At 73.3% G+C, this 17,310-nt stretch carries 20 protein-coding genes; 15 read left to right on the plus strand and 5 right to left on the minus strand.

Annotation, left to right across the window (positions count from 1 at the left end; genetic code table 11):
- Positions 1-280 precede the first annotated feature (280 nt).
- From ACFOY6_RS21285 to ACFOY6_RS21315, 7 genes are all read left to right on the plus strand, one after another.
- The gene (locus tag ACFOY6_RS21285; RefSeq protein WP_379652188.1) at positions 281-1,033 is read left to right on the plus strand and encodes an aspartate/glutamate racemase family protein; all 753 of its coding nucleotides are present in this window, start codon (positions 281-283) and stop codon (positions 1,031-1,033) included.
- A gap of 83 nt (positions 1,034-1,116) precedes the next feature.
- The gene (locus tag ACFOY6_RS21290; RefSeq protein WP_379652189.1) at positions 1,117-1,782 is read left to right on the plus strand and encodes a TetR/AcrR family transcriptional regulator; all 666 of its coding nucleotides are present in this window, start codon (positions 1,117-1,119) and stop codon (positions 1,780-1,782) included.
- Positions 1,783-1,921: 139 nt separating this feature from the next.
- A complete protein-coding gene (locus tag ACFOY6_RS21295) occupies positions 1,922-3,076 on the plus strand; it encodes a Gfo/Idh/MocA family protein (RefSeq protein WP_379652190.1) in 1,155 nt (384 codons plus the stop codon).
- Between the two features lie 5 nt (positions 3,077-3,081).
- Entirely contained in the window at positions 3,082-4,254 is a 1,173-nt protein-coding gene (locus tag ACFOY6_RS21300; RefSeq protein ID WP_379640933.1) for a dihydrodipicolinate synthase family protein, read from the plus strand.
- A gap of 1 nt (position 4,255) precedes the next feature.
- Positions 4,256-5,065, plus strand: coding sequence for a sugar phosphate isomerase/epimerase family protein (locus ACFOY6_RS21305; protein ID WP_379652191.1), 810 nt, complete (start codon positions 4,256-4,258; stop codon positions 5,063-5,065).
- A gap of 32 nt (positions 5,066-5,097) precedes the next feature.
- Positions 5,098-6,078 (plus strand): Bug family tripartite tricarboxylate transporter substrate binding protein, encoded by a 981-nt coding sequence (locus tag ACFOY6_RS21310; protein ID WP_379652192.1) that lies wholly within the window; start codon positions 5,098-5,100, stop codon positions 6,076-6,078.
- Positions 6,079-6,187: 109 nt separating this feature from the next.
- Complete coding sequence (locus tag ACFOY6_RS21315) at positions 6,188-6,451, plus strand: hypothetical protein (RefSeq protein ID WP_379640925.1); 264 nt, start codon at positions 6,188-6,190, stop codon at positions 6,449-6,451.
- A gap of 28 nt (positions 6,452-6,479) precedes the next feature.
- Here the strand turns inward: ACFOY6_RS21315 and ACFOY6_RS21320 are convergent, their stop codons facing one another.
- Genes ACFOY6_RS21320 through ACFOY6_RS21335 form a run of 4 tightly spaced genes read right to left on the minus strand, consistent with a single transcriptional unit; the run spans position 6,480 to position 8,778 of the window.
- Positions 6,480-7,004 carry a chromate transporter gene (locus tag ACFOY6_RS21320; RefSeq protein WP_219929743.1) on the minus strand — a complete coding sequence of 175 codons (525 nt, stop codon included), beginning with the start codon at positions 7,002-7,004 and terminating at the stop codon, positions 6,480-6,482.
- Entirely contained in the window at positions 7,004-7,588 is a 585-nt protein-coding gene (locus ACFOY6_RS21325) for a chromate transporter (protein WP_379652193.1), read from the minus strand. The genes ACFOY6_RS21320 and ACFOY6_RS21325 overlap by 1 nt, the downstream gene beginning before the upstream one ends.
- Before the next feature lie 46 nt (positions 7,589-7,634).
- Positions 7,635-8,237: a thiamine pyrophosphate-dependent enzyme gene (locus ACFOY6_RS21330; protein ID WP_379652194.1), complete on the minus strand. Its 603-nt coding sequence runs from the start codon at positions 8,235-8,237 to the stop codon at positions 7,635-7,637.
- A 4-nt stretch (positions 8,238-8,241) separates the two neighbouring features.
- Entirely contained in the window at positions 8,242-8,778 is a 537-nt protein-coding gene (locus ACFOY6_RS21335) for a thiamine pyrophosphate-binding protein (RefSeq protein ID WP_109517434.1), read from the minus strand.
- Positions 8,779-8,968: 190 nt separating this feature from the next.
- Here ACFOY6_RS21335 and ACFOY6_RS21340 point away from each other — a divergent pair, with 190 nt between their 5' ends.
- Positions 8,969-10,012 carry an L-idonate 5-dehydrogenase gene (locus tag ACFOY6_RS21340; RefSeq protein WP_379640913.1) on the plus strand — a complete coding sequence of 348 codons (1,044 nt, stop codon included), beginning with the start codon at positions 8,969-8,971 and terminating at the stop codon, positions 10,010-10,012.
- Positions 10,013-10,021: 9 nt separating this feature from the next.
- Here ACFOY6_RS21340 and ACFOY6_RS21345 read toward each other — a convergent pair whose 3' ends face one another.
- Positions 10,022-10,957, minus strand: a complete 936-nt coding sequence (locus tag ACFOY6_RS21345) for a LysR substrate-binding domain-containing protein (RefSeq protein ID WP_379652195.1) — start codon at positions 10,955-10,957, stop codon at positions 10,022-10,024.
- Positions 10,958-11,152: 195 nt separating this feature from the next.
- On the opposite strand from ACFOY6_RS21345, the gene ACFOY6_RS21350 reads away from it, so the two are divergent.
- From ACFOY6_RS21350 to ACFOY6_RS21380, 7 genes are all read left to right on the plus strand, one after another.
- Positions 11,153-12,184: an ABC transporter substrate-binding protein gene (locus ACFOY6_RS21350; RefSeq protein WP_109517406.1), complete on the plus strand. Its 1,032-nt coding sequence runs from the start codon at positions 11,153-11,155 to the stop codon at positions 12,182-12,184.
- Between the two features lie 2 nt (positions 12,185-12,186).
- Positions 12,187-13,242: an ABC transporter ATP-binding protein gene (locus ACFOY6_RS21355; protein WP_379652196.1), complete on the plus strand. Its 1,056-nt coding sequence runs from the start codon at positions 12,187-12,189 to the stop codon at positions 13,240-13,242.
- On the plus strand, positions 13,239-14,162 hold the full coding sequence (locus ACFOY6_RS21360) for an ABC transporter permease (RefSeq protein WP_379640900.1): 924 nt from the start codon (positions 13,239-13,241) through the stop codon (positions 14,160-14,162). Before ACFOY6_RS21355 ends, ACFOY6_RS21360 begins: the two co-directional genes overlap by 4 nt.
- On the plus strand, positions 14,162-14,962 hold the full coding sequence (locus ACFOY6_RS21365; protein ID WP_109517403.1) for an ABC transporter permease: 801 nt from the start codon (positions 14,162-14,164) through the stop codon (positions 14,960-14,962). Before ACFOY6_RS21360 ends, ACFOY6_RS21365 begins: the two co-directional genes overlap by 1 nt.
- Positions 14,959-16,080, plus strand: a complete 1,122-nt coding sequence (locus tag ACFOY6_RS21370; RefSeq protein ID WP_379652197.1) for an NAD(P)/FAD-dependent oxidoreductase — start codon at positions 14,959-14,961, stop codon at positions 16,078-16,080. Before ACFOY6_RS21365 ends, ACFOY6_RS21370 begins: the two co-directional genes overlap by 4 nt.
- A complete protein-coding gene (locus tag ACFOY6_RS21375) occupies positions 16,061-16,360 on the plus strand; it encodes a (2Fe-2S)-binding protein (RefSeq protein WP_379652198.1) in 300 nt (99 codons plus the stop codon). Before ACFOY6_RS21370 ends, ACFOY6_RS21375 begins: the two co-directional genes overlap by 20 nt.
- Positions 16,360-17,310 (plus strand): FAD-dependent oxidoreductase (locus ACFOY6_RS21380; protein WP_379652199.1); only part of this gene is annotated, 951 nt, incomplete at its 3' end. The genes ACFOY6_RS21375 and ACFOY6_RS21380, both read left to right, overlap by 1 nt.

Consider the following 17,310-nt stretch of genomic DNA (forward strand, 5'->3'; position numbering starts at 1 on the left):
GGAAGGCTTCGGCAAGGGCGCCAGCATCTACCACGAGGGCAGCAGCGTCTTCGCCATCAAGGCAGCCGATGGCTCGGTGGACCATGTCACCCTGCAAGGCGTCACCAACCTCGCCAGCTCCGACTACATGTTCGCGTGAGACGCGGCCGGGCGGCGCCTCCCGCGCGGAGGCTGCCGCCCGCCCCTTGCGCCGGCGGCGGCGCTGTATTCCCCTATCGGCACCGCCCCGGGCGGAGAGAGGCCCCGCGCCGCTCTCCGCCCTTCTCTGCCGAGGGACGACATGACCACCACCCCTTCCCCGCCCCGCCGCGGCATCGCCCGTGGCGGCAAGGCCGTCTATGGCGCGCCGCTCGGCATCCTGATGCTGGAGACGCGCTTCCCGCGCATCCCGGGCGACATGGGCAACGCCACCACCTGGCCCTTCCCCGTGCTGTACCGCGTGGTGCGGGGCGCCACCTCGGAGCGGGTGGTGCTGCGCGGCGCGGAAGGGCTGCTGCCGGAGTTCCTGGCCGCCGCCGAGGATCTCGTGCGCCAGGGCGCGGAGGCCATCACCACCACCTGCGGCTTCCTCTCGCTGTTCCAGCGGGAGCTGGCGGCGCATGTGGCGGTGCCCGTCGCCACCAGCAGCCTGATGCAGGTGCCCTGGGTGCAGGCCATGCTGCCGCCGGGGCGGCGCGTCGGCCTCATCACCGTCTCCGCCGCCGCGCTGACGCCGCGCCACCTCGAGGCCGCCGGCGTGCCGGCCGACATCCCCATGGCCGGCACCGAGAAGGGGCGCGAGCTCTACCGCGTGCTGGTGCGGGCGGAGAAGGAGGAGCTCGACATCGACCTCGCCGAGCAGGACATCCTGGAGGCCGGGCGGGCGCTGGTGGGGCGGCACCCGGAGGTGGGCGCCATCGTGCTGGAATGCACCAACATGCCGCCCTATGCCGCGGCCTTGCAGCGGGCGCTGGGGCTGCCGGTCTTCGATGTCTACACGATGATCCGCTTCCTGCATGCCGGGCTGCGCCCGCGCGGCTTCCCCGCGCCCTGAGGCGGACCGGAAGGCGGCCCTTGACGGCGGGTGGCGGAATCGCGCACGCCCCACCGCCCCCTGCCGGCCCGAGGAGCAGCCTGTTGGATCAGCCCGCGAAGACCCCTGCCCCCCGTGCTGCGGTGAAGGAGCCGCGCTCCGCCCGCGCCATGGCGACACGGGACAGCATCCTGGAGGCGGCGCGGGCGGAGTTCGCCCTGCGCGGCCTGGCCGGTGCGCGGGTGGACGAGATCGCCGCGCGGGCCGGCGCCAACAAGCGGATGCTCTACGCCTATTTCGGCAGCAAGGAGGCGCTCTGGCTCACCGTGCTGGAGGGTGCCTATGCCGCCAAGCGGGCCGAGGAGCGGGCGCTGGATGTCGCCGCCCTGCCGCCGGCCGAGGCCATGGCGCAGCTCGTGCGCTTCAACCTGCGCTACACCGCCGCCCACCCGGAATTCGTCGCCCTGCTGAACCAAGAGAACCTGCACCAGGCCGAGTATCTGCGCCGCAGCGAGCGGGTGCCGGCACTCTACTCCCCGCTGCTCGACACGCTGCGCGCCGTGCTGGCGCGCGGCGAGGCGGGGGGCGACTTCCGCCGGGGCGTGGACCCGTTGCAGCTCTACGTCACCATCGTGGCGCTGGGGCATTTCTACATCGCCAACCTGCACACCCTCTCCACCGTCTTCGGTGCCGGGCTGGGCGAGCCGGCGGCGCTGGCGGCGCGCGAGCGGCACTGCATCGAGGTGGTGCTGGGCTATCTGCGGGCCTGACCGCCCGGCATAACCATACAGTTACTTTTTTCCCGGGGGGCCGGCTTGCCGCTTGACGCCCGTTGCCATGCGAGCGCAGAGTAACCGTATGGTTACCTTTCCGGCGCCAAAGCCGCCGGAAGCACGGGGGAACGACAGGATGGCAGACCGCCGCATCGGCATCGTCATGAACGGTGTCACCGGCCGCATGGGCATGAACCAGCACCTCATCCGCTCCATCGCGGCCATCCGGCAGGAGGGCGGGGTGCGGCTGGCGAATGGCGACCGGCTGATGCCGGACCCGATCCTGGTCGGCCGCAACCGCGAGAAGCTGGAGGCACTGGCCCGCGCCTACAACATCGTCCGCGTCACCACCGACATCGAGGCGGCGCTGGCGGACCCGCAGGACGAGATCTTCTTCGACGCCGCGGCCACCGCGCTGCGCGCCGGCCTCATCCGCCGCGCCATCGCGGCCGGCAAGCACATCTATTGCGAGAAGCCCTCGGCCGAGAACCTGCAGGACGCGCTGGACCTGGCGCGCCGCGCCAGCCAGGCGGGGGTCAAGAACGGCATCGTGCAGGACAAGCTGTTCCTGCCCGGCCTGCGCAAGCTGAAGATGGTCATCGACAGCGGCTTCCTCGGCCGCATCCTCTCGGTGCGCGGCGAGTTCGGCTACTGGGTGTTCGAGGGCGACCTGCAGCCGGCGCAGCGCCCGTCCTGGAACTACCGCAAGGCCGATGGCGGCGGCATCATCCTCGATATGCTCCCCCACTGGCGCTACGTGCTGGACAACCTGTTCGGCGAGGTGGAGAGCGTCTCCTGCCTCGGCGCCACGCACATCCCGCGCCGCATCGCCGAGGACGGCACGCCCTACGAGGCCGATGCGGACGACGCCGCCTACTGCACCTTCCGGCTGGCGGGCGGCATCATCGCCCAGGTCAACAGCAGCTGGACCACCCGTGTCCGCCGCGACGACCTCGTCACCTTCCATGTCGACGGCACGCAGGGCAGCGCGGTGGCCGGCCTCACCACCTGCCGCACCCAGGCGCGCGTCAACACGCCGAAGCCGGTGTGGAACCCGGACATCCCGCAGCCGATCGACTTCTTCTCGGCCTGGGAGGAGGTGCCGGACACCGAGCCCTATCCCAACGGCTTCCGTGTGCAGTGGGAGATGTTCCTGAAGCATGTGGCGGGCGAGCGGGACGACTACCCGTGGAACCTGCTCTCCGGCGCGCGCGGCGTGCAGCTGGCCGAGGCCGCGCTGCAATCCTGGAACGAGCGCCGCTGGATCGACCTGCCCAAGCTGGAGGCCTGAAGCCCATGCCGCGTATCGACCTGCCTGTGGCCGGTGGCCGGCTGGAGCCTTTCGAGACCAGCCCGGCGCGCGATTTCGCCCGCGCCGAGCCGCCCTTCCCGCGCATCGCCCTCGCCGCCGCCCATGTGGTGGCGGACCCGCTGGCCGAGCAGGACCCCTGGCTGGACGTGGCCATCGACTGGGACCGCACCATCGCCTTCCGCCGCCATCTCTGGTCGCTGGGCCTCGGCGTCGCGGAGGCGATGGACACCGCCCAGCGCGGCATGGGGCTGGACTGGGCGGGCGCGCAGGCGCTGATCCGCCGCTCGCTCGACGCCATGCAGGACTTCCCCGACGCCAGCATGGCCTCCGGCGCCGGCACCGACCATCTCGCCCCGGGCCCGGAGGTGACGGTGGACGACGTCATCCGCGCCTATGAGGAGCAATGCGCGGCGGTGGAGGCGATGGGCGGGCGCATCATCCTGATGGCCTCCCGCGCCCTGGCCAAGGCGGCGCGCTCGCCGGCCGATTACGAGCGCGTCTATGGCCGCATCCTCTCCCAGGTGCGGCAGCCGGTGATCATCCACTGGCTGGGCGAGATGTTCGACCCGGCGCTGGAAGGCTACTGGGGCCACCACGACCACAGGGCGGCGATGGAGGTGGCGCTCGACGTCATCCGCGCCCATGCCGACAAGGTGGACGGCGTGAAGATCTCGCTCCTGGACAAGGACAAGGAGATCTCGATGCGCCGCCGCCTGCCGCGCAACGGCCAGGGCGGCGTGCGCATGTACACCGGCGACGACTTCAACTACGCCGAGCTGATCGCCGGCGACGCGCAGGGCCATTCCGACGCGCTGCTCGGCATCTTCGACCCGATCGCGCCGGCGGTGGGCGGCGCGCTGGCCAGCCTCTCGCGCAACGACCTCGCATCCTTCCACGAGATCCTGGCGCCGACCGTTCCGCTCTCCCGCCACATCTTCAAGGCGCCGACGCGCTTCTACAAGACAGGCGTGGTGTTCATGGCCTGGCTGAACGGGCACCAGGACCATTTCGTCATGGTGGGCGGCCAGCAATCCGCCCGCTCCCTGCTGCACTTCTCCGAGCTGTTCCGCCTGGCCGACAAGGCCGGGCTGCTGCGGGACCCGGAGATGGCGGTGACGCGCATGCGGTCGCTCCTGGCGACGCACGGGGTGGCGTGAGATGTTCCCCCTCTCCCTCAACACCGTGACGGTGAAGGAGAAGTGGGACCTCGCCGCCTGCATCGAGGGCTGCGCGCGGCACGGCATCCCCGGCATCTCGCCCTGGCGGGACGTGCTGCAGGCCATGGGCGTAGGGCAGGCGGCGCGGCGCATCCGCGATGCCGGGCTGCGTGTCACCGGGCTGTGCCGCGGCGGCATGTTCCCGGCCGCCGACCGCGCCGGCCGCGCCGCCGCCATCGAGGACAACCGCCGCGCCATCGCCGAGGCGGAGGCGATCGGCGCCTCCTGCCTGGTGCTGGTCTGCGGCGGGCTGCCGCCCGGCTCGAAGGACCTGCCCGGCGCGCGCGAGATGGTGCGCGAGGGGCTGCACGCCATCCTGCCCGAGGCGCGCGCCGCCGGCGTGACGCTGGCGCTGGAGCCGCTGCACCCGATGACCTGCGCCGACCGCAGCGTGCTCTCCACCCTCGGCCAGGCGCTCGATCTGTGCGACGCGCTGGGCGAGGGCAGCGGCGTGGCGCTCGATGTCTATCACGTGTGGTGGGACCCTGAGCTGGCGCGGCAGGTGGCGCGCGCCGGGCGCCGCATCGCCGGTTTCCACCTGTGCGACTGGAAGGTGCCGACCACGGACCTCGTCTTCGACCGTGGCATGCCGGGCGAGGGCGTCATCGACATCGCCGGCATCCGCACCATGGTCGAGGCCGCCGGCTACCGCGGCTTCGCCGAGGTGGAGCTGCTCTCGCACGCCTGGTGGAAACGGGACCCGGACGAGGTCCTGGCCATCATGAAGGAACGTCACGCCACGGTCTGCTGAGGGGCAGGCCGGGCCGGAGGGAGGAACCCAGAATGCGCCTGACACGCCGCGGCCTCGGCGCCGCATTGCTGAGCTTGCCGCTGCTGCCCGAGGCCCGCGCCGCCGCGCCGGGCTGGCGGCCCTCGCGGCCGCTGCGCTTCGTCGTGCCCTTCCCCGCCGGCGGGGCGACCGACGTGGTGGCCCGCGTGCTGGCCGAGCACATGAGCGCCAGCCTGGGCCAGCCCGTGGTGGTGGAGAACCGCACCGGCTCGGGCGGCAATATCGGCATGGAGAACGTGGTGCACAGCGCGCCGGACGGCCACACCCTGGTGATGGCCACCACCGGCACCCTCACCATCAACCCCTATCTCTACAGCACCATGAGCTTCGACCCGCGCCGGAGCCTGGCGCCGGTCTCCATGACCTTCACCACCGACCATGTGCTGATCGTCAACCGCGCCCTGCCGGTGAGCACGGCGCAGGAGCTGGTCGCCCTGGCGCGGAGCCGCCCGGGCAGCCTGTCCTTCGGCTCCGCCGGCTCCGGCTCCTCCACCCACATGGTGGCCGAGCTGTTCAAGCTGGCGGCGCGGCTCGACATCCAGCACGTGCCCTACCGCGGCAGCGCGCCGGCGCTGAACGACACCATCGCGGGCAATGTGCAGATGATGCTGGACCAGCTTCCCTCCGCCATCGGCCAGATCCAGGCAGGGGCGGTGAAGGTGCTGGCCATTACCGGCCCGCGCCGCTCGCGCCTTCTGCCGGAGGTGCCGACCATGGCGGAGATCAGCCTGCCCGCCGCCGAGGCCGCCTCCTGGGGCGCGGTGATGGTGCCGGCCGGCACGCCGGAGCCGGTCATCGCCACCCTCAACGGCGCCCTGCTCGCCGCCCTGGGCAATGGCACGGTGCAGGAGCGGCTGGCGGCGGCGGGCGCCGATGCGCGGGGCTCCACCCCCGAGGCGCTGACGGCCTACATCGCCAGCGAGAGCGACAAGTGGAGCCGCGTGATCCGGGAAGGCCGCATCACCGTCAACTGAGACGGGCAACTGAGGCGGGCAACTGAGGCGGGCAACCGCGGCAGCTGCGGCTTTGCAAACAGGTGGGGCCGGGCGGCGTTATGGTCTCATGTCACAGATGGAGGCCGCCATGACCACGCCCTTCCCCGCGCCTGTCACGCGCGCCGCCGACGAGCCCGCCGCGCCGCCGGAACTGCCGGGCCTGCCGCCCTATCGCGGCCCGGATGAGAACCCGGCCTCGCCCTCCCCCGGGCCGACGCCGGAGCTGCCGGGCCTGCCGCCCAGCCCCGCGACGCCTGGCGTGCCCGGCCCGGAAGTGCCCGCGCCGACGCAGCCAACCGAGGTGCCGCCCCTCTCGCCCCCCGGCCCGCAGACGCCGCAGCCCCAGGCCTGAGCCAAGCCGGCCCGGTCGGGCCGGCCCCTCAGCCGCCGGCGCCCGCCAAGCCGGCCACCGCGCCCGCCGCCAGCAGCCAGAGCGGGTGCAGCCGCGTCAGCAGCGACAGCGCCGCCACCCCCGCCGTGACGCCGAGCAGACCCGCCGTGCGGCCCGTGGCGCCGCTGATCAGCACGGCGCTCGCCGAGACCAGCCCCACCGTCAGCGGCACCAGCCCGGCCTGCACCACGCGCCGCCAGGGGCGGTCCTTGAAGCGCCGCCACAGCCCCACCACCACCCCCGTCAGCACCGAGCAGGGGCCGAACTTGGCCAGCGCCGAGACCAGCAGTCCCGGCAGGCCCGCCACATGCCAGCCCACCAGCGGCACCACCATCATGTTCGGCCCCGGCGCCGCCTGGGCAAGCGCGAAGAGCGCGCCGAACTCCTGCGCCGACATCCAGCGGTGCACCTCCACCACCTGCCGCTGCATCTCCGGCAGGATGGTGTTGCCGCCGCCGAAGGCCAGCAGGGAGAGCTGCGCGAAGATGATGGCCAGCGCGGCCAGCGTGCCCATCACCGCCCGCGCCGCCCGCAGAGCAGGATGCTGGCCGGCGCCAGCACCATCAGGCTGGGCAGCAGCGGCCAGCGCGCCACGGCGATGGCGATGAGCGTGGCGGCCACCACCAGCAGCGCCCGCCCGTTGCGGCGCAGCGGCGCCAGCATCTTCAGCGCCGTCGCGACCAGCAGCCCGGCGGCGGCGGCGGCCAGGCCCGCGAACATGTGCTGCAGCGTCGGGTCGTCGCGGAAGCGGTCATAGACCACGCCCAGCCCGATGACGATGGCGGTCGGGCCCAGCACCAGCCCCAGCAGCGCCGAGGCCGCGCCCGCGGCGCCGCGGAACTCCATCCCCACCGCCACGGAGAGGTTGATGACGTTGCCGCCGGGCAGGAACTGGCAGAGCCCCAGCAACTCGGTGAAGGATTCGGCGGAGAGCCAGCGCCGCTCCTCCACCAGCATGCGGCGCGCCATCGGCAGCACGCCGCCGAAGCCGATCAGCCCGAGGCCGAGGAAGCCCAGGAACAGCGCCCCGCAGGAGGGCGCCGGGGCAAGGGCCGCCCCGGGCGGCGGCGGGGCGGCAGCCTCGGCCACGGCCGTCATGCCTGCTGGCGGCGCGGCCGGGTGGAGCGGGGTGCCACCCACGCGCTCAGGCGAGATGCGCCTGCGGGCCCAGGATCGCCTCGCGCATGCGCGCCTGCAGATAGGCGCCCTCGCGCGGCGGCAGCACCAGCTTCAGCGCGTCGGCCTTGATCTTGACCTGGGCGAAGAGCGGGCCGGAGGCCTCGTGGATCGCCGCGCGCAGCGGCGCCACCTCCGCCTCATCCCGCACCGCATGGACGCGCGGAATGCCGGCGCCGCGCGCCATGGCCGCCAGGTCCACCCCCGCCCCGGTGTGGGTGCGCTGCATGCCGGTCTCGCCATAGTGCTCATTGTCCAGCACCACGATGGAGAGGTTGGGCGGCCGCGCCACGGCGATGGTGGCGAGCGTGCCGATTCCCATCAGCATCTCGCCATCGCCGGTGATGACCAGCACGGGGCGGCGCGGCTGCGCCAGCGCCAGCCCCAGCCCGATGCTGGCGGCCGAGCCCATGCCGCCCCAGAGCGGCAGGTTGCGCGGGTGGTCGCCCGCCGCCGTGATGTCCCAGGCGGGCGCGCCCAGCCCGGCGATCACCGCCAGCTCCCCCCGCTCGGCCAGCAGGGCGTTGACGACGGCGCGGCGGTCCAGCGTGCCGGAGGATATCATCGCCATGGGCTCACTCCTTGCCGAAGGTCTTGGCGCCGAGCACCCGCTGGCCGATCAGCGTCGCGGTGGGGCGGAAGGTGTTGAAGGCCATGCGCAGCGTGGCGTCCACGGTGGGCACCACGTCCTCCCTGTGGTCGGCGCGGCGCACCAGCGTGCCCATGGCCTCCAGCACGGTCTGGGTGGCGTTGCCCATCGGCACCTGGGCCGGGTTGAACTCGCCGAAATCGCCGCGCATCGTCACGATCATCGGCATCGGCGTGCGGTGCAGCGTGGCGAGCGAGAGCATGTTGATGCAGTTGCCCACGCCCGAGCTCTGCATCAGCAGCACGCCGCGCTCGCCGCCGAGCCAGGCGCCCAGCATCAGCCCGATGCCCTCCTCCTCGGTGGTGAGGACGACGGCCTTGATGTCCGGGTCCTCCTCGCAGCGGCGGATCAGGTGCGAATGCCCGGCATCCGGCACGAAGGCGACCTGCCGGATGCCGTGGGATTTGAGCAGGGCGAACAGCGCACCGGGCCATTCCTCCGTCGCGGCCGGAGCCACGTCCATGCCATGTGCGTCCACCATGTCCTCCCATTGTCCGGTGCGGGGCGGCCTTGTCCGGTGCCGCTTCCCGCCGCCCGCCACTCTCGGCCCCGAGGGAATTGTCTGTCAATCCGCCCCCCCGGGCGGCAAGGCCTCCGCGCGGCGCGAAAGCGGCTATGCTGGGCCGCAGGGAAAGAACGCCAGGGGAGGAACCATGCCCACCGAATCCATGGCCGCCGTCATCCACGCGCCGCACGACCTGCGGGTCGAGCCGGTGGAGACGCCCGCCCCCGGCCCCGGCGAGGTGCTGGTGCGCATCCGGGCGGGCGGCATCTGCGGCTCGGACCTGCACTACCACCAGCATGGCGGCTTCGGCGCGGTGCGGCTGCGCCAGCCGATGGTGCTGGGGCACGAGATCGCCGGCGAGGTGGCGGAGACCGGCCCGGGGGTGACGCGGGTGAAGCCCGGCGACGCCGTCGCGGTGAATCCGAGCCGCCCCTGCGGCGCCTGCCGCTACTGCCGCGAGGGCGCCGCGCATCACTGCCTGGAGATGCGCTTCCTCGGCAGCGCCATGCGGATGCCGCATGTCGATGGCGGCTTCCGCGAGTACCTGGTCTGCACCGAGGCGCAGGCGGTGCCGCTGCCGCCCGGGCTCCCGGTGCAGCGTGCCGCCTTCGCCGAGCCGCTCGCCGTCTGCCTGCACGCGGCGCGGCAGGCGGGGCCGCTGCTCGGCCGGCGGGTGCTGGTGACGGGGGCCGGCCCGATCGGCGCGCTGACGATCCTGGTGGCGCGGCTGGCTGGCGCGCGCGAGGTGGTGGCGACTGACATCGCCGAGGCGCCGCTCCGCCTCGCCACGCGCCTCGGCGCCGACCATGCGCTGAACACGCGCGAGGCGCCGGAGGCGCTGGCGCCCTACGGGCGGGAGAAGGGCCATTTCGACGTGGTGTTCGAGGCCTCGGGCGCGGCGGCGGCGCTGCCGGCGGCGCTGATGGCCGCACGCCCCGGCGCCACGCTGGTCCAGCTCGGCATCGGCGGCGAGGTGCCGCTGCCGGTGAGCCTGCTGGTGGCCAAGGAGATCACCCTGCGCGGCACCTTCCGCTTCCTGGAGGAGTTCGAGCAGGCGGTGGAGGTGCTGGCGCGCGGCGCCATCGACGTGATGCCGCTGCTGACGGCTACCTTTCCCCTGGCCGAGGCGCCGCGCGCCTTCGCCGCGGCGGCCGACCGCGCGCGGAACGTGAAGGTGCAGCTGGCGCTCTGAGCGCCGCCCTCAGCCGCCGCGCGGGCGGGCGCGCATCCCCCCCGCCAGCCGCACGCCGAGGGGCGCCAGCGCGGCCGTGACCTGCTGCAGGAAGCGCCGCGCCAGCAGCGGCAGCGGCCGCCCCGGCGGCGCCAGGACATGGATGTGGAACACCGTGCCCGGCACCAGCCGCACCGGATGGGCCGCGCCGGCGAAGCCGCTCGCCGTCACCGGGTCGGTCACCGCGAAGCCGAGGCCGGCGGCGACCATGGCGCAGGCGGCCTGGGCGTTCTGCGTCTCCGCCGCCATCAGGCGGGAGACGCCGTGCCGCTCGAACAGCTCGTCCGCCAGATGGCGCAGCCGGTACTGGCCGCCGAGCGAGATGCAGGGTTCCCCTTCCAGGTCGCGCGGCGCCACCTCCGCCCGCCCGGCGAGCGGGTGGCCGGGCGGCAGCAGCACCATGGCGGGCAGCCGGTAGGGCGGCGCGGCGTGCAGCGCCGGCATCGCCGGCACCGGCAGGGCGAAGCCGAGATCGGCACCGCCCCGCCGCACCATCTCCACCACCTCGTGCGAGCTGTTCACCGTGAGCGCCACGCGCGGCCGGCCGCTGCCCTGCGCGAAGCGGGCGAGCTGCGACGGGATCAGCGCCGCCCCGAACAGCGGCAGGCAGGCCACGCGCAGCTCGCCCACGCCGGTGGTGCGCATGTCGCTGGCCAGCTGGTCCACCCGCCTTGCGGCGGCGAACAGCGCCTCCACCTCCGCCTCGAAGCGCCGCGCCTCCGGCGTGGGGGAGAGGCGGCGCCGGCTGCGGTCGAACAGGGCAAGCCCCGTCTCCTCCTCCAGCGCCCGCAGCAGCTTGGTGACGGCGGGCTGCGAGAGCGACAGCAACTCCGCCGCCGCGCCCACGGAGCCGGCCCGCAGCATGGCGCGGAAGGCTTCAAGCTGGCGGAGACGGGCCGGCGTCATGGGCGGGGGTTTCGCTACTTCCAGGAATGGAACCGCGAGCATTATGTATTTGCCGCGTGGAGGCAACGGGTGCCAGCCTTCCCGCACAGGCCGGGACGGCGCCTGAATGGCACATCACCCTTTTGGCCGCGACCAGCCGCGGCCCAGATGCCACGCGCCGACTTCCCGGTTCAGGAGAGGCAAAGGAACGGGACCATGAAAAGACTGCTTCTGGCGGCGACGTCGATGCTCGCCCTCGCCACGGGCCAGGCGATGGCGCAGCAGCGCCTCGTCGTCGCCGCCTATGGCGGCAGCTACGAGAAGGTGATGCGGGAGCAGGTGATCCCGCCCTTCGAGCGCGCCAACAATGTGCGCGTCGACTATCTCACCGGCAACTCCACCGACACGCTGGCGAAGGTGCAGGCGCAGAAGGGCAACCAGCAGATCGGCGTCATCGTCGTCGATGACGGGCCGATGTTCCAGGCGATCGGCCTCGGCTTCTGCCAGAAGGTGACGGACCGCGCGGCGGTGGATGCGCTCTACCCCATCGCCGTGCTGGGCGATGGCGCGGCGCTCGGCACCGGCTTCGGCTACACCGGCCTCGCCTACAACGAGAAGCTCTTCCGCGAGCGGAACCTGCCGGTGCCGACAAGCTGGAACGACCTGACGCGCGCCGACCTCAAGGGCCGCATCTCCATCCCCGGCATCGACAACACCTATGGCGTGCACACCGTCGCCATGATGGCGCGGATCAATGGCGGCTCGGAGCGGGAGCCCGGCCCCGGCTTCCGCGCCATGCGGGAGAAGGTGAACCCCAACGTGCTCGCCTATGAGAGCAGCCCGGGCAAGATGAGCGAGATGTTCACCTCGGGCGAGATCTGGATGGCGGTGTGGGGCTCCTCCCGCGCGCGGGCCATGCAGGTGGCGGGCTTCCCGATGGGCTTCGTGGCCCCCAAGGAGGGGGGCGTGGCGCTGATGACGGCGACCTGCGCGGTGGAGGGCAACCCGGCGCCGGAGCTGGCGCAGAAATTCGTGGCGCACCTAGTCTCGCCGGATGTGCAGGCCGCCTTTTCGAAGGAGTACGGCTCCGGCCCCACCAACCGGAACACCCAGCTGCCGCCCGAGGTGGCGCAGCACGTCATCTATGGCGAGGAGCAGGTGAAGACGCTGATCGGGCTGGACTGGAGCGTGATCAACCCCGCCCGCCAGGAATGGACGCGCCGCTGGCAGCGCGAGGTGGAGCGCTGAGCATGGCGGGGGGGGATGCCTTCCTGGTCCTGGACGGGGTGGGCAAGAGCTACGGCCCCGTCCAGGCGGTGCGCGGCATCTCCCTGCGCGTGGCGCAGGGGGAGTTCCTCGGGCTGCTCGGGCCATCCGGCTGCGGCAAGACCACGACGCTGCAGATGATCGCCGGCTTCGAGGCACTGAGCGCGGGCGCCATCCGCCTCGCCGGGCAGGACCTCGGGGCGGTGCCGGCCAGCCGGCGCAACATCGGGCTGGTGTTCCAGTCCTACGCGCTGTTCCCGCACATGACGGCGGCGGAGAACGTGGCCTTCGGCCTGGAGATGCGCCGCGTGCCGAAGCCCGAGCGCGCGGCGCGCGTCGCCCGCGCGCTGGACCTCGTGCATCTCTCGCACCTGGCGGACCGCTTCCCGCGCGCCATGTCGGGCGGGCAGCAGCAGCGCGTGGCGCTGGCCCGCGCCCTTGTCATCGAGCCGCGCCTGCTGCTGCTGGACGAGCCGCTCTCCAACCTCGACGCCAAGCTGCGCGAGGAGATGCAGGTGGAGTTGCGCGAGCTGCAACGGCGCGTCGGCGTCACCACCATCCTCGTCACCCACGACCAGCAGGAGGCGATGGCGCTGTGCGACCGCGTGGCGGTGATGCAGGGCGGCCGCATCGTGCAGATCGACGCGCCCTGGCGCGCCTATGACGCGCCGGCCGATGCCTTCGTGGCCGACTTCCTCGGCCGCAGCAACCGCATCGTGGCGCGTGCGGCGGGCGGCGTGGCGGAGGCCGCCGGGCACCGCTTCGCGCTGCCGGAGACGCTCGCGGCGCTCTCGGGCGAGGTGGCGCTGGCCATCCGGCCGGAGCGGCTGATGCTGCGCCCCGGCGGCGCGCCCGGACTGCCGGGGCAGGTGCATTCGCGCGTCTTCCTCGGCGGCTTCTGGCTCTACCGGGTGGCGACGCCGGCGGGCGACATGCTCGTCACCGCGCAGAACACCGGCGCGCCGGCGGCCGAGGAGGGCGCCCCCGTGGCGCTGGCCTGGGAGCCGCACAGCCTGCGGATGACGGAGGCCGCGGCATGAGCGCGGCTCTGCCCGGGGAAGCCCTGGCCCCGCCCGCGGTGACGCCGGCGCGGCGCGCGCGCTTCCGCCTGCCCGCGCCCTTCCTGCTCTCGCTGCCGGCGCTGCTGGCGCTGGGCGGCGCGCTGCTGCTGCCGCTGCTCGGCGTCGCGGCGCTGAGCTTCCAGGGCTTCGACTTCGATACGGGCATCACCCCCGGCTGGAGCCTTGCCAACTATGCCGAGCTGGCGCGGGATTCGCTGTTCCACGAGGCGCTGGCCCGCACCTTCCGCATCGCGCTCATCGTCACCGGGCTGTGCGTGCTGCTCGGCGTGCCGGAGGCCTGGATCATCCACCGCATGGCGCCGCGCTGGCGCGGGCTGATGCTGCTCGTCGTCGTCGGGCCGCTGCTGGTCTCGGTGGTGGTGCGCACCTTCGGCTGGATGGTGCTGCTCGGCACCAACGGGCTGCTGAACCAGGCGATGCTGGCGCTCGGCATCCCCGGCGCGCCCTTCCGCATGATGTTCACCGAGTTCGCCATCATCCTCGGACTCGTGCACGTCATGGTGCCGCTGGTGGTGCTCTCGGTCTGGGCCAGCCTCGGGCGGCTGGACCCGGCGCTGCTGCGGGCCGCCGAGAGCCTCGGCGCCAGCAAGGCCGCCGCCTTCCGCCGCGTGGTGCTGCCCAACATCATGCCGGGCGTGCTGGGCGGCGCGCTGATGGTGTTCTGCCTCTCCGCCTCGGCCTTCGCCACCCCCGCCATGCTGGGCGGCAAGCGGCTGAAGGTGGTGGCCAGCATGACCTACACGGAGTTCCTTAACACGCTGAACTGGCCGCTCGGCGCCGCCATTGCCGTGCTGCTGCTGCTGGCCATCCTCGCCGCCACCCTGCTCTGGACGCGGCTGGTCGAGCGCCCCGCCCTGCGCCGCCTGGGTGCCGCGTGATGGGCCGCAACAATGCCCTGGCGCTGGGCTTCCACGCGCTCTTCGTCACCTTCATCCTGGCGCCGCTCCTGGTGGTGTTCCTTGTCTCCCTCACCGACAAGGGCTTCCTCGCCATGCCGTGGGAGGGCGCCTCGCTGCGCTGGTGGTGGGCGATCCTGGACAATCCGCGCTTCCTGGAGAGCTTCTGGGTCAGCGTGAAGCTCGCCTTCGTCGCCGCCACCCTGGCGGCGATGGTGGCGGTGCCGGCGGCCATCGCCATCGTGCGGATGCGCTTCATCGGGCGCGACGCGCTGATGGCGCTGCTCGCCTCGCCGCTGATGGTGCCGCATGTGGTGCTGGGCGTCGCGCTGCTGCGCTTCTTCTCCGGCCTCGGGCTGGTGGGCAGCTTCGGCGCGCTGGTGGCCGCGCATCTGGTGGTGGTGGTGCCCTACATGGCGCGCCTCGTCGCCGCCGCGCTCACCGGGCTCGACCCGCGCATCGAGCGCGCGGCGGAGAATCTCGGCGCCGGGCGGCTCACCGTGTTCCGCCGCATCACCCTGCCGCTGATCGCCCCCGGCATCGCCGGCGGCTGGACGCTCGCCTTCATCACCAGCTTCGATGAGCTGACGGTGAGCCTGTTCCTCGCCTCGCCGTCCGAGACGCCGTTGCCGGTGCGCCTCTTCACCTATATCGACCAGATGACGGACCCGCTGGTCGCCTCCGTCTCCGCCGCGCTGATCCTGGTGACGGCGCTGGTGCTGGTGGTGCTGGACCGCTTCTACCCCATCGACCGGCTGCTGACCGGAGAACGCCGCGCATGAACAGTGAGAACCACGACGCCCTGGTGGTGGGCGGCGGGCTGGTGGGCGCCGCCATCGCCTATGGCCTGCAACGCCAGGGGCTGCGCACCCTGCTGCTGGACGAGGGCGATGTCGCCTTCCGCGCCAGCCGCGGCAATTTCGGCCTGGTCTGGGTGCAGTCCAAGGGCCTCGGCGCGCCGCACTACCAGCGCTGGACGCGCGGCTCGGCCGAGGAATGGCCCTCCCTCGCCGCCGAATTGCAGGAGCGGACGGGCATCGGCACCGGGCTGCACCAGCCGGGCGGCGTGCATATCTGCCTCTCCGGGGAGGAGTTCGAGAAGCGCGGCGACTACATGGCCCGCCTGCAGCGCGAGGCCGGCAATCTCGGCATGGAATACCGCATGATCCCGGGCGCCGAGGCGCGGGACATGCTGCCCGGCCTCGGCCCGAAGGTGGCGGGGGTGAGCTGGACACCCTATGACGGCCATGCCAGCCCGCTCTATTTGCTGCGGGCGCTGCACACCGCCTTCACCGGCCTCGGCGGCCGCTACCAGCCCAATGCGCGGGTCGAGCGCAGCACGGCGGCGCCACAGGATTTCAGCGTCGAGGCCGGCGGCATCCGGCACCGCGCGCCGCGCATCGTGCTGGCGGCGGGCCTCGGCAATGCCGATCTGGCGCCGCGCTTCGGCCTCTCCGCCCCCGTGCGGCCGGAGCGGGGGCAGATCCTCGTTACCGAGCGCGCGCGGCAGGTGCTGCCCATGCCCACCACCACCATCCGCCAGACGGAGGAAGGCTCCCTCATGCTGGGCGACAGCAAGGAGGATGCCGGCTTCGACCTCGGCCAGAACCCCGAGATCATGCGGCAGATCGCCCGCCGCGCCGTGCTCTCCTTTCCCTGGATCGCCGAGCTGAACCTCGTCCGCGCCTGGTCCGCGCTGCGCGTGATGGCGCCGGATGGGCTGCCCATCTACGACCAGTCCGAGCGCTTCCCCGGCGCCTTCACCGCCAACTGCCATTCCGGCGTGACGCTGGCCGGCACCCACGCCAACCGCCTGGCGCCGATGATCGCCGCCGGCGCCCTGGAGCCCGAGATGGCCCCCTTCACAGCGAGACGCTTCGATGTTCGCCACGCGGCCTGAAATCCGCCCCGCCACGGTGGAGGTGCTGGTGGATGGCCAGCCCTGCCGGGTGCCGGAAGGCGCCTCCGCCGCCGCCGCCCTGCTGCTGGCCGGCCTGCCCGCCAGCCGCGAGACGCCGGTGAGCGGCGCCCCCCGCCTGCCCTACTGCATGATGGGCGTGTGCTTCGACTGCCTCGCCGAGATCGACGGCGTGGCCAACCGGCAGGCCTGCATGGTCACGGTGCGGCCGGGCATGCGCATCGCTCCGCAGCGCGGCGCGCGGATGGCGGGGGTGGCCTGATGGAATACGATCTCGCCATCCTCGGCGCCGGCCCGGCCGGCATGAGCGCGGCGCTGGAGGCGGCCGGGCTCGGCCTCTCGGTGCTGGTGCTGGACGAGCAGCCCGCCCCCGGCGGGCAGATCTTCCGCGGCGTGGAGCGCGCCGCCGCCGACCCCGCCTTGGCCGGCGAGTACGCCGCGGCCGGGGCCGAACTCGCCCGCCGCTTCCGCGCCATGCCGGGCATCGACTACCGGCCGGAGACGCAGGTCTGGCACATCGACGCCGAGGCCGGGCTGCTCTCGCTGCGCGGTCCTGAAGGCGCCCCACGGGGTGGTGGCACCGCCCGCGCCGCGCGCATCCTGCTGGCCACCGGCGCGCAGGAGCGGCCGGTGCCCATCCCCGGCTGGACCCTGCCCGGCGTGATGAGCGCGGGGGCCGCGCAGATTCTGCTCAAGCAGGCGGGCGCGGTGCCGAAGGGGCGGCTGGTGCTCGCCGGACAGGGGCCGCTGCTGTGGCTGCTGGCGGCGCAGCTCGCCCGCGCCGGCAAGGCCCCGGCCCTGCTGCTGGAGACGACGCCGCGCGGCGCGCTGCGCCAGGCGCTGCGCCAGGGCGGGCTGTGGCGGGGCCGCGCCATGCTGGCCAAGGGCGCCGCGCTGGTGTGGGAGGCCCGCCGCGCCGGCATGAAAATCGTCTCCGGCGTGCGCGGCCTGCGCGCAGAGGGCGAGGGCAGCCTGCGCCGCGTCGCCTGGGAAGGCGGCGGCACGGAATGCGACACGCTGCTGCTGCATGAGGGCGTCATCCCCGCCACCCATGTCTCCCGCGCCCTGGGGCTGGCGCATGAATGGGACGCGGCGCAGCGCTGCTGGCGGCCGGTGCCGGATTCCAGCGCCGCCAGCAGCGCGCCGCCCAGCCGCATCGCCGGCGATGGCGCCAGCATCAGCGGCTGGCCGGCGGCGCCGGAGGCCGGCACC

It is taken from the genome of Teichococcus aestuarii (genome assembly GCF_042651065.1).
Taxonomy (GTDB): Bacteria; Pseudomonadota; Alphaproteobacteria; order Acetobacterales; family Acetobacteraceae; genus Pseudoroseomonas; species Pseudoroseomonas aestuarii.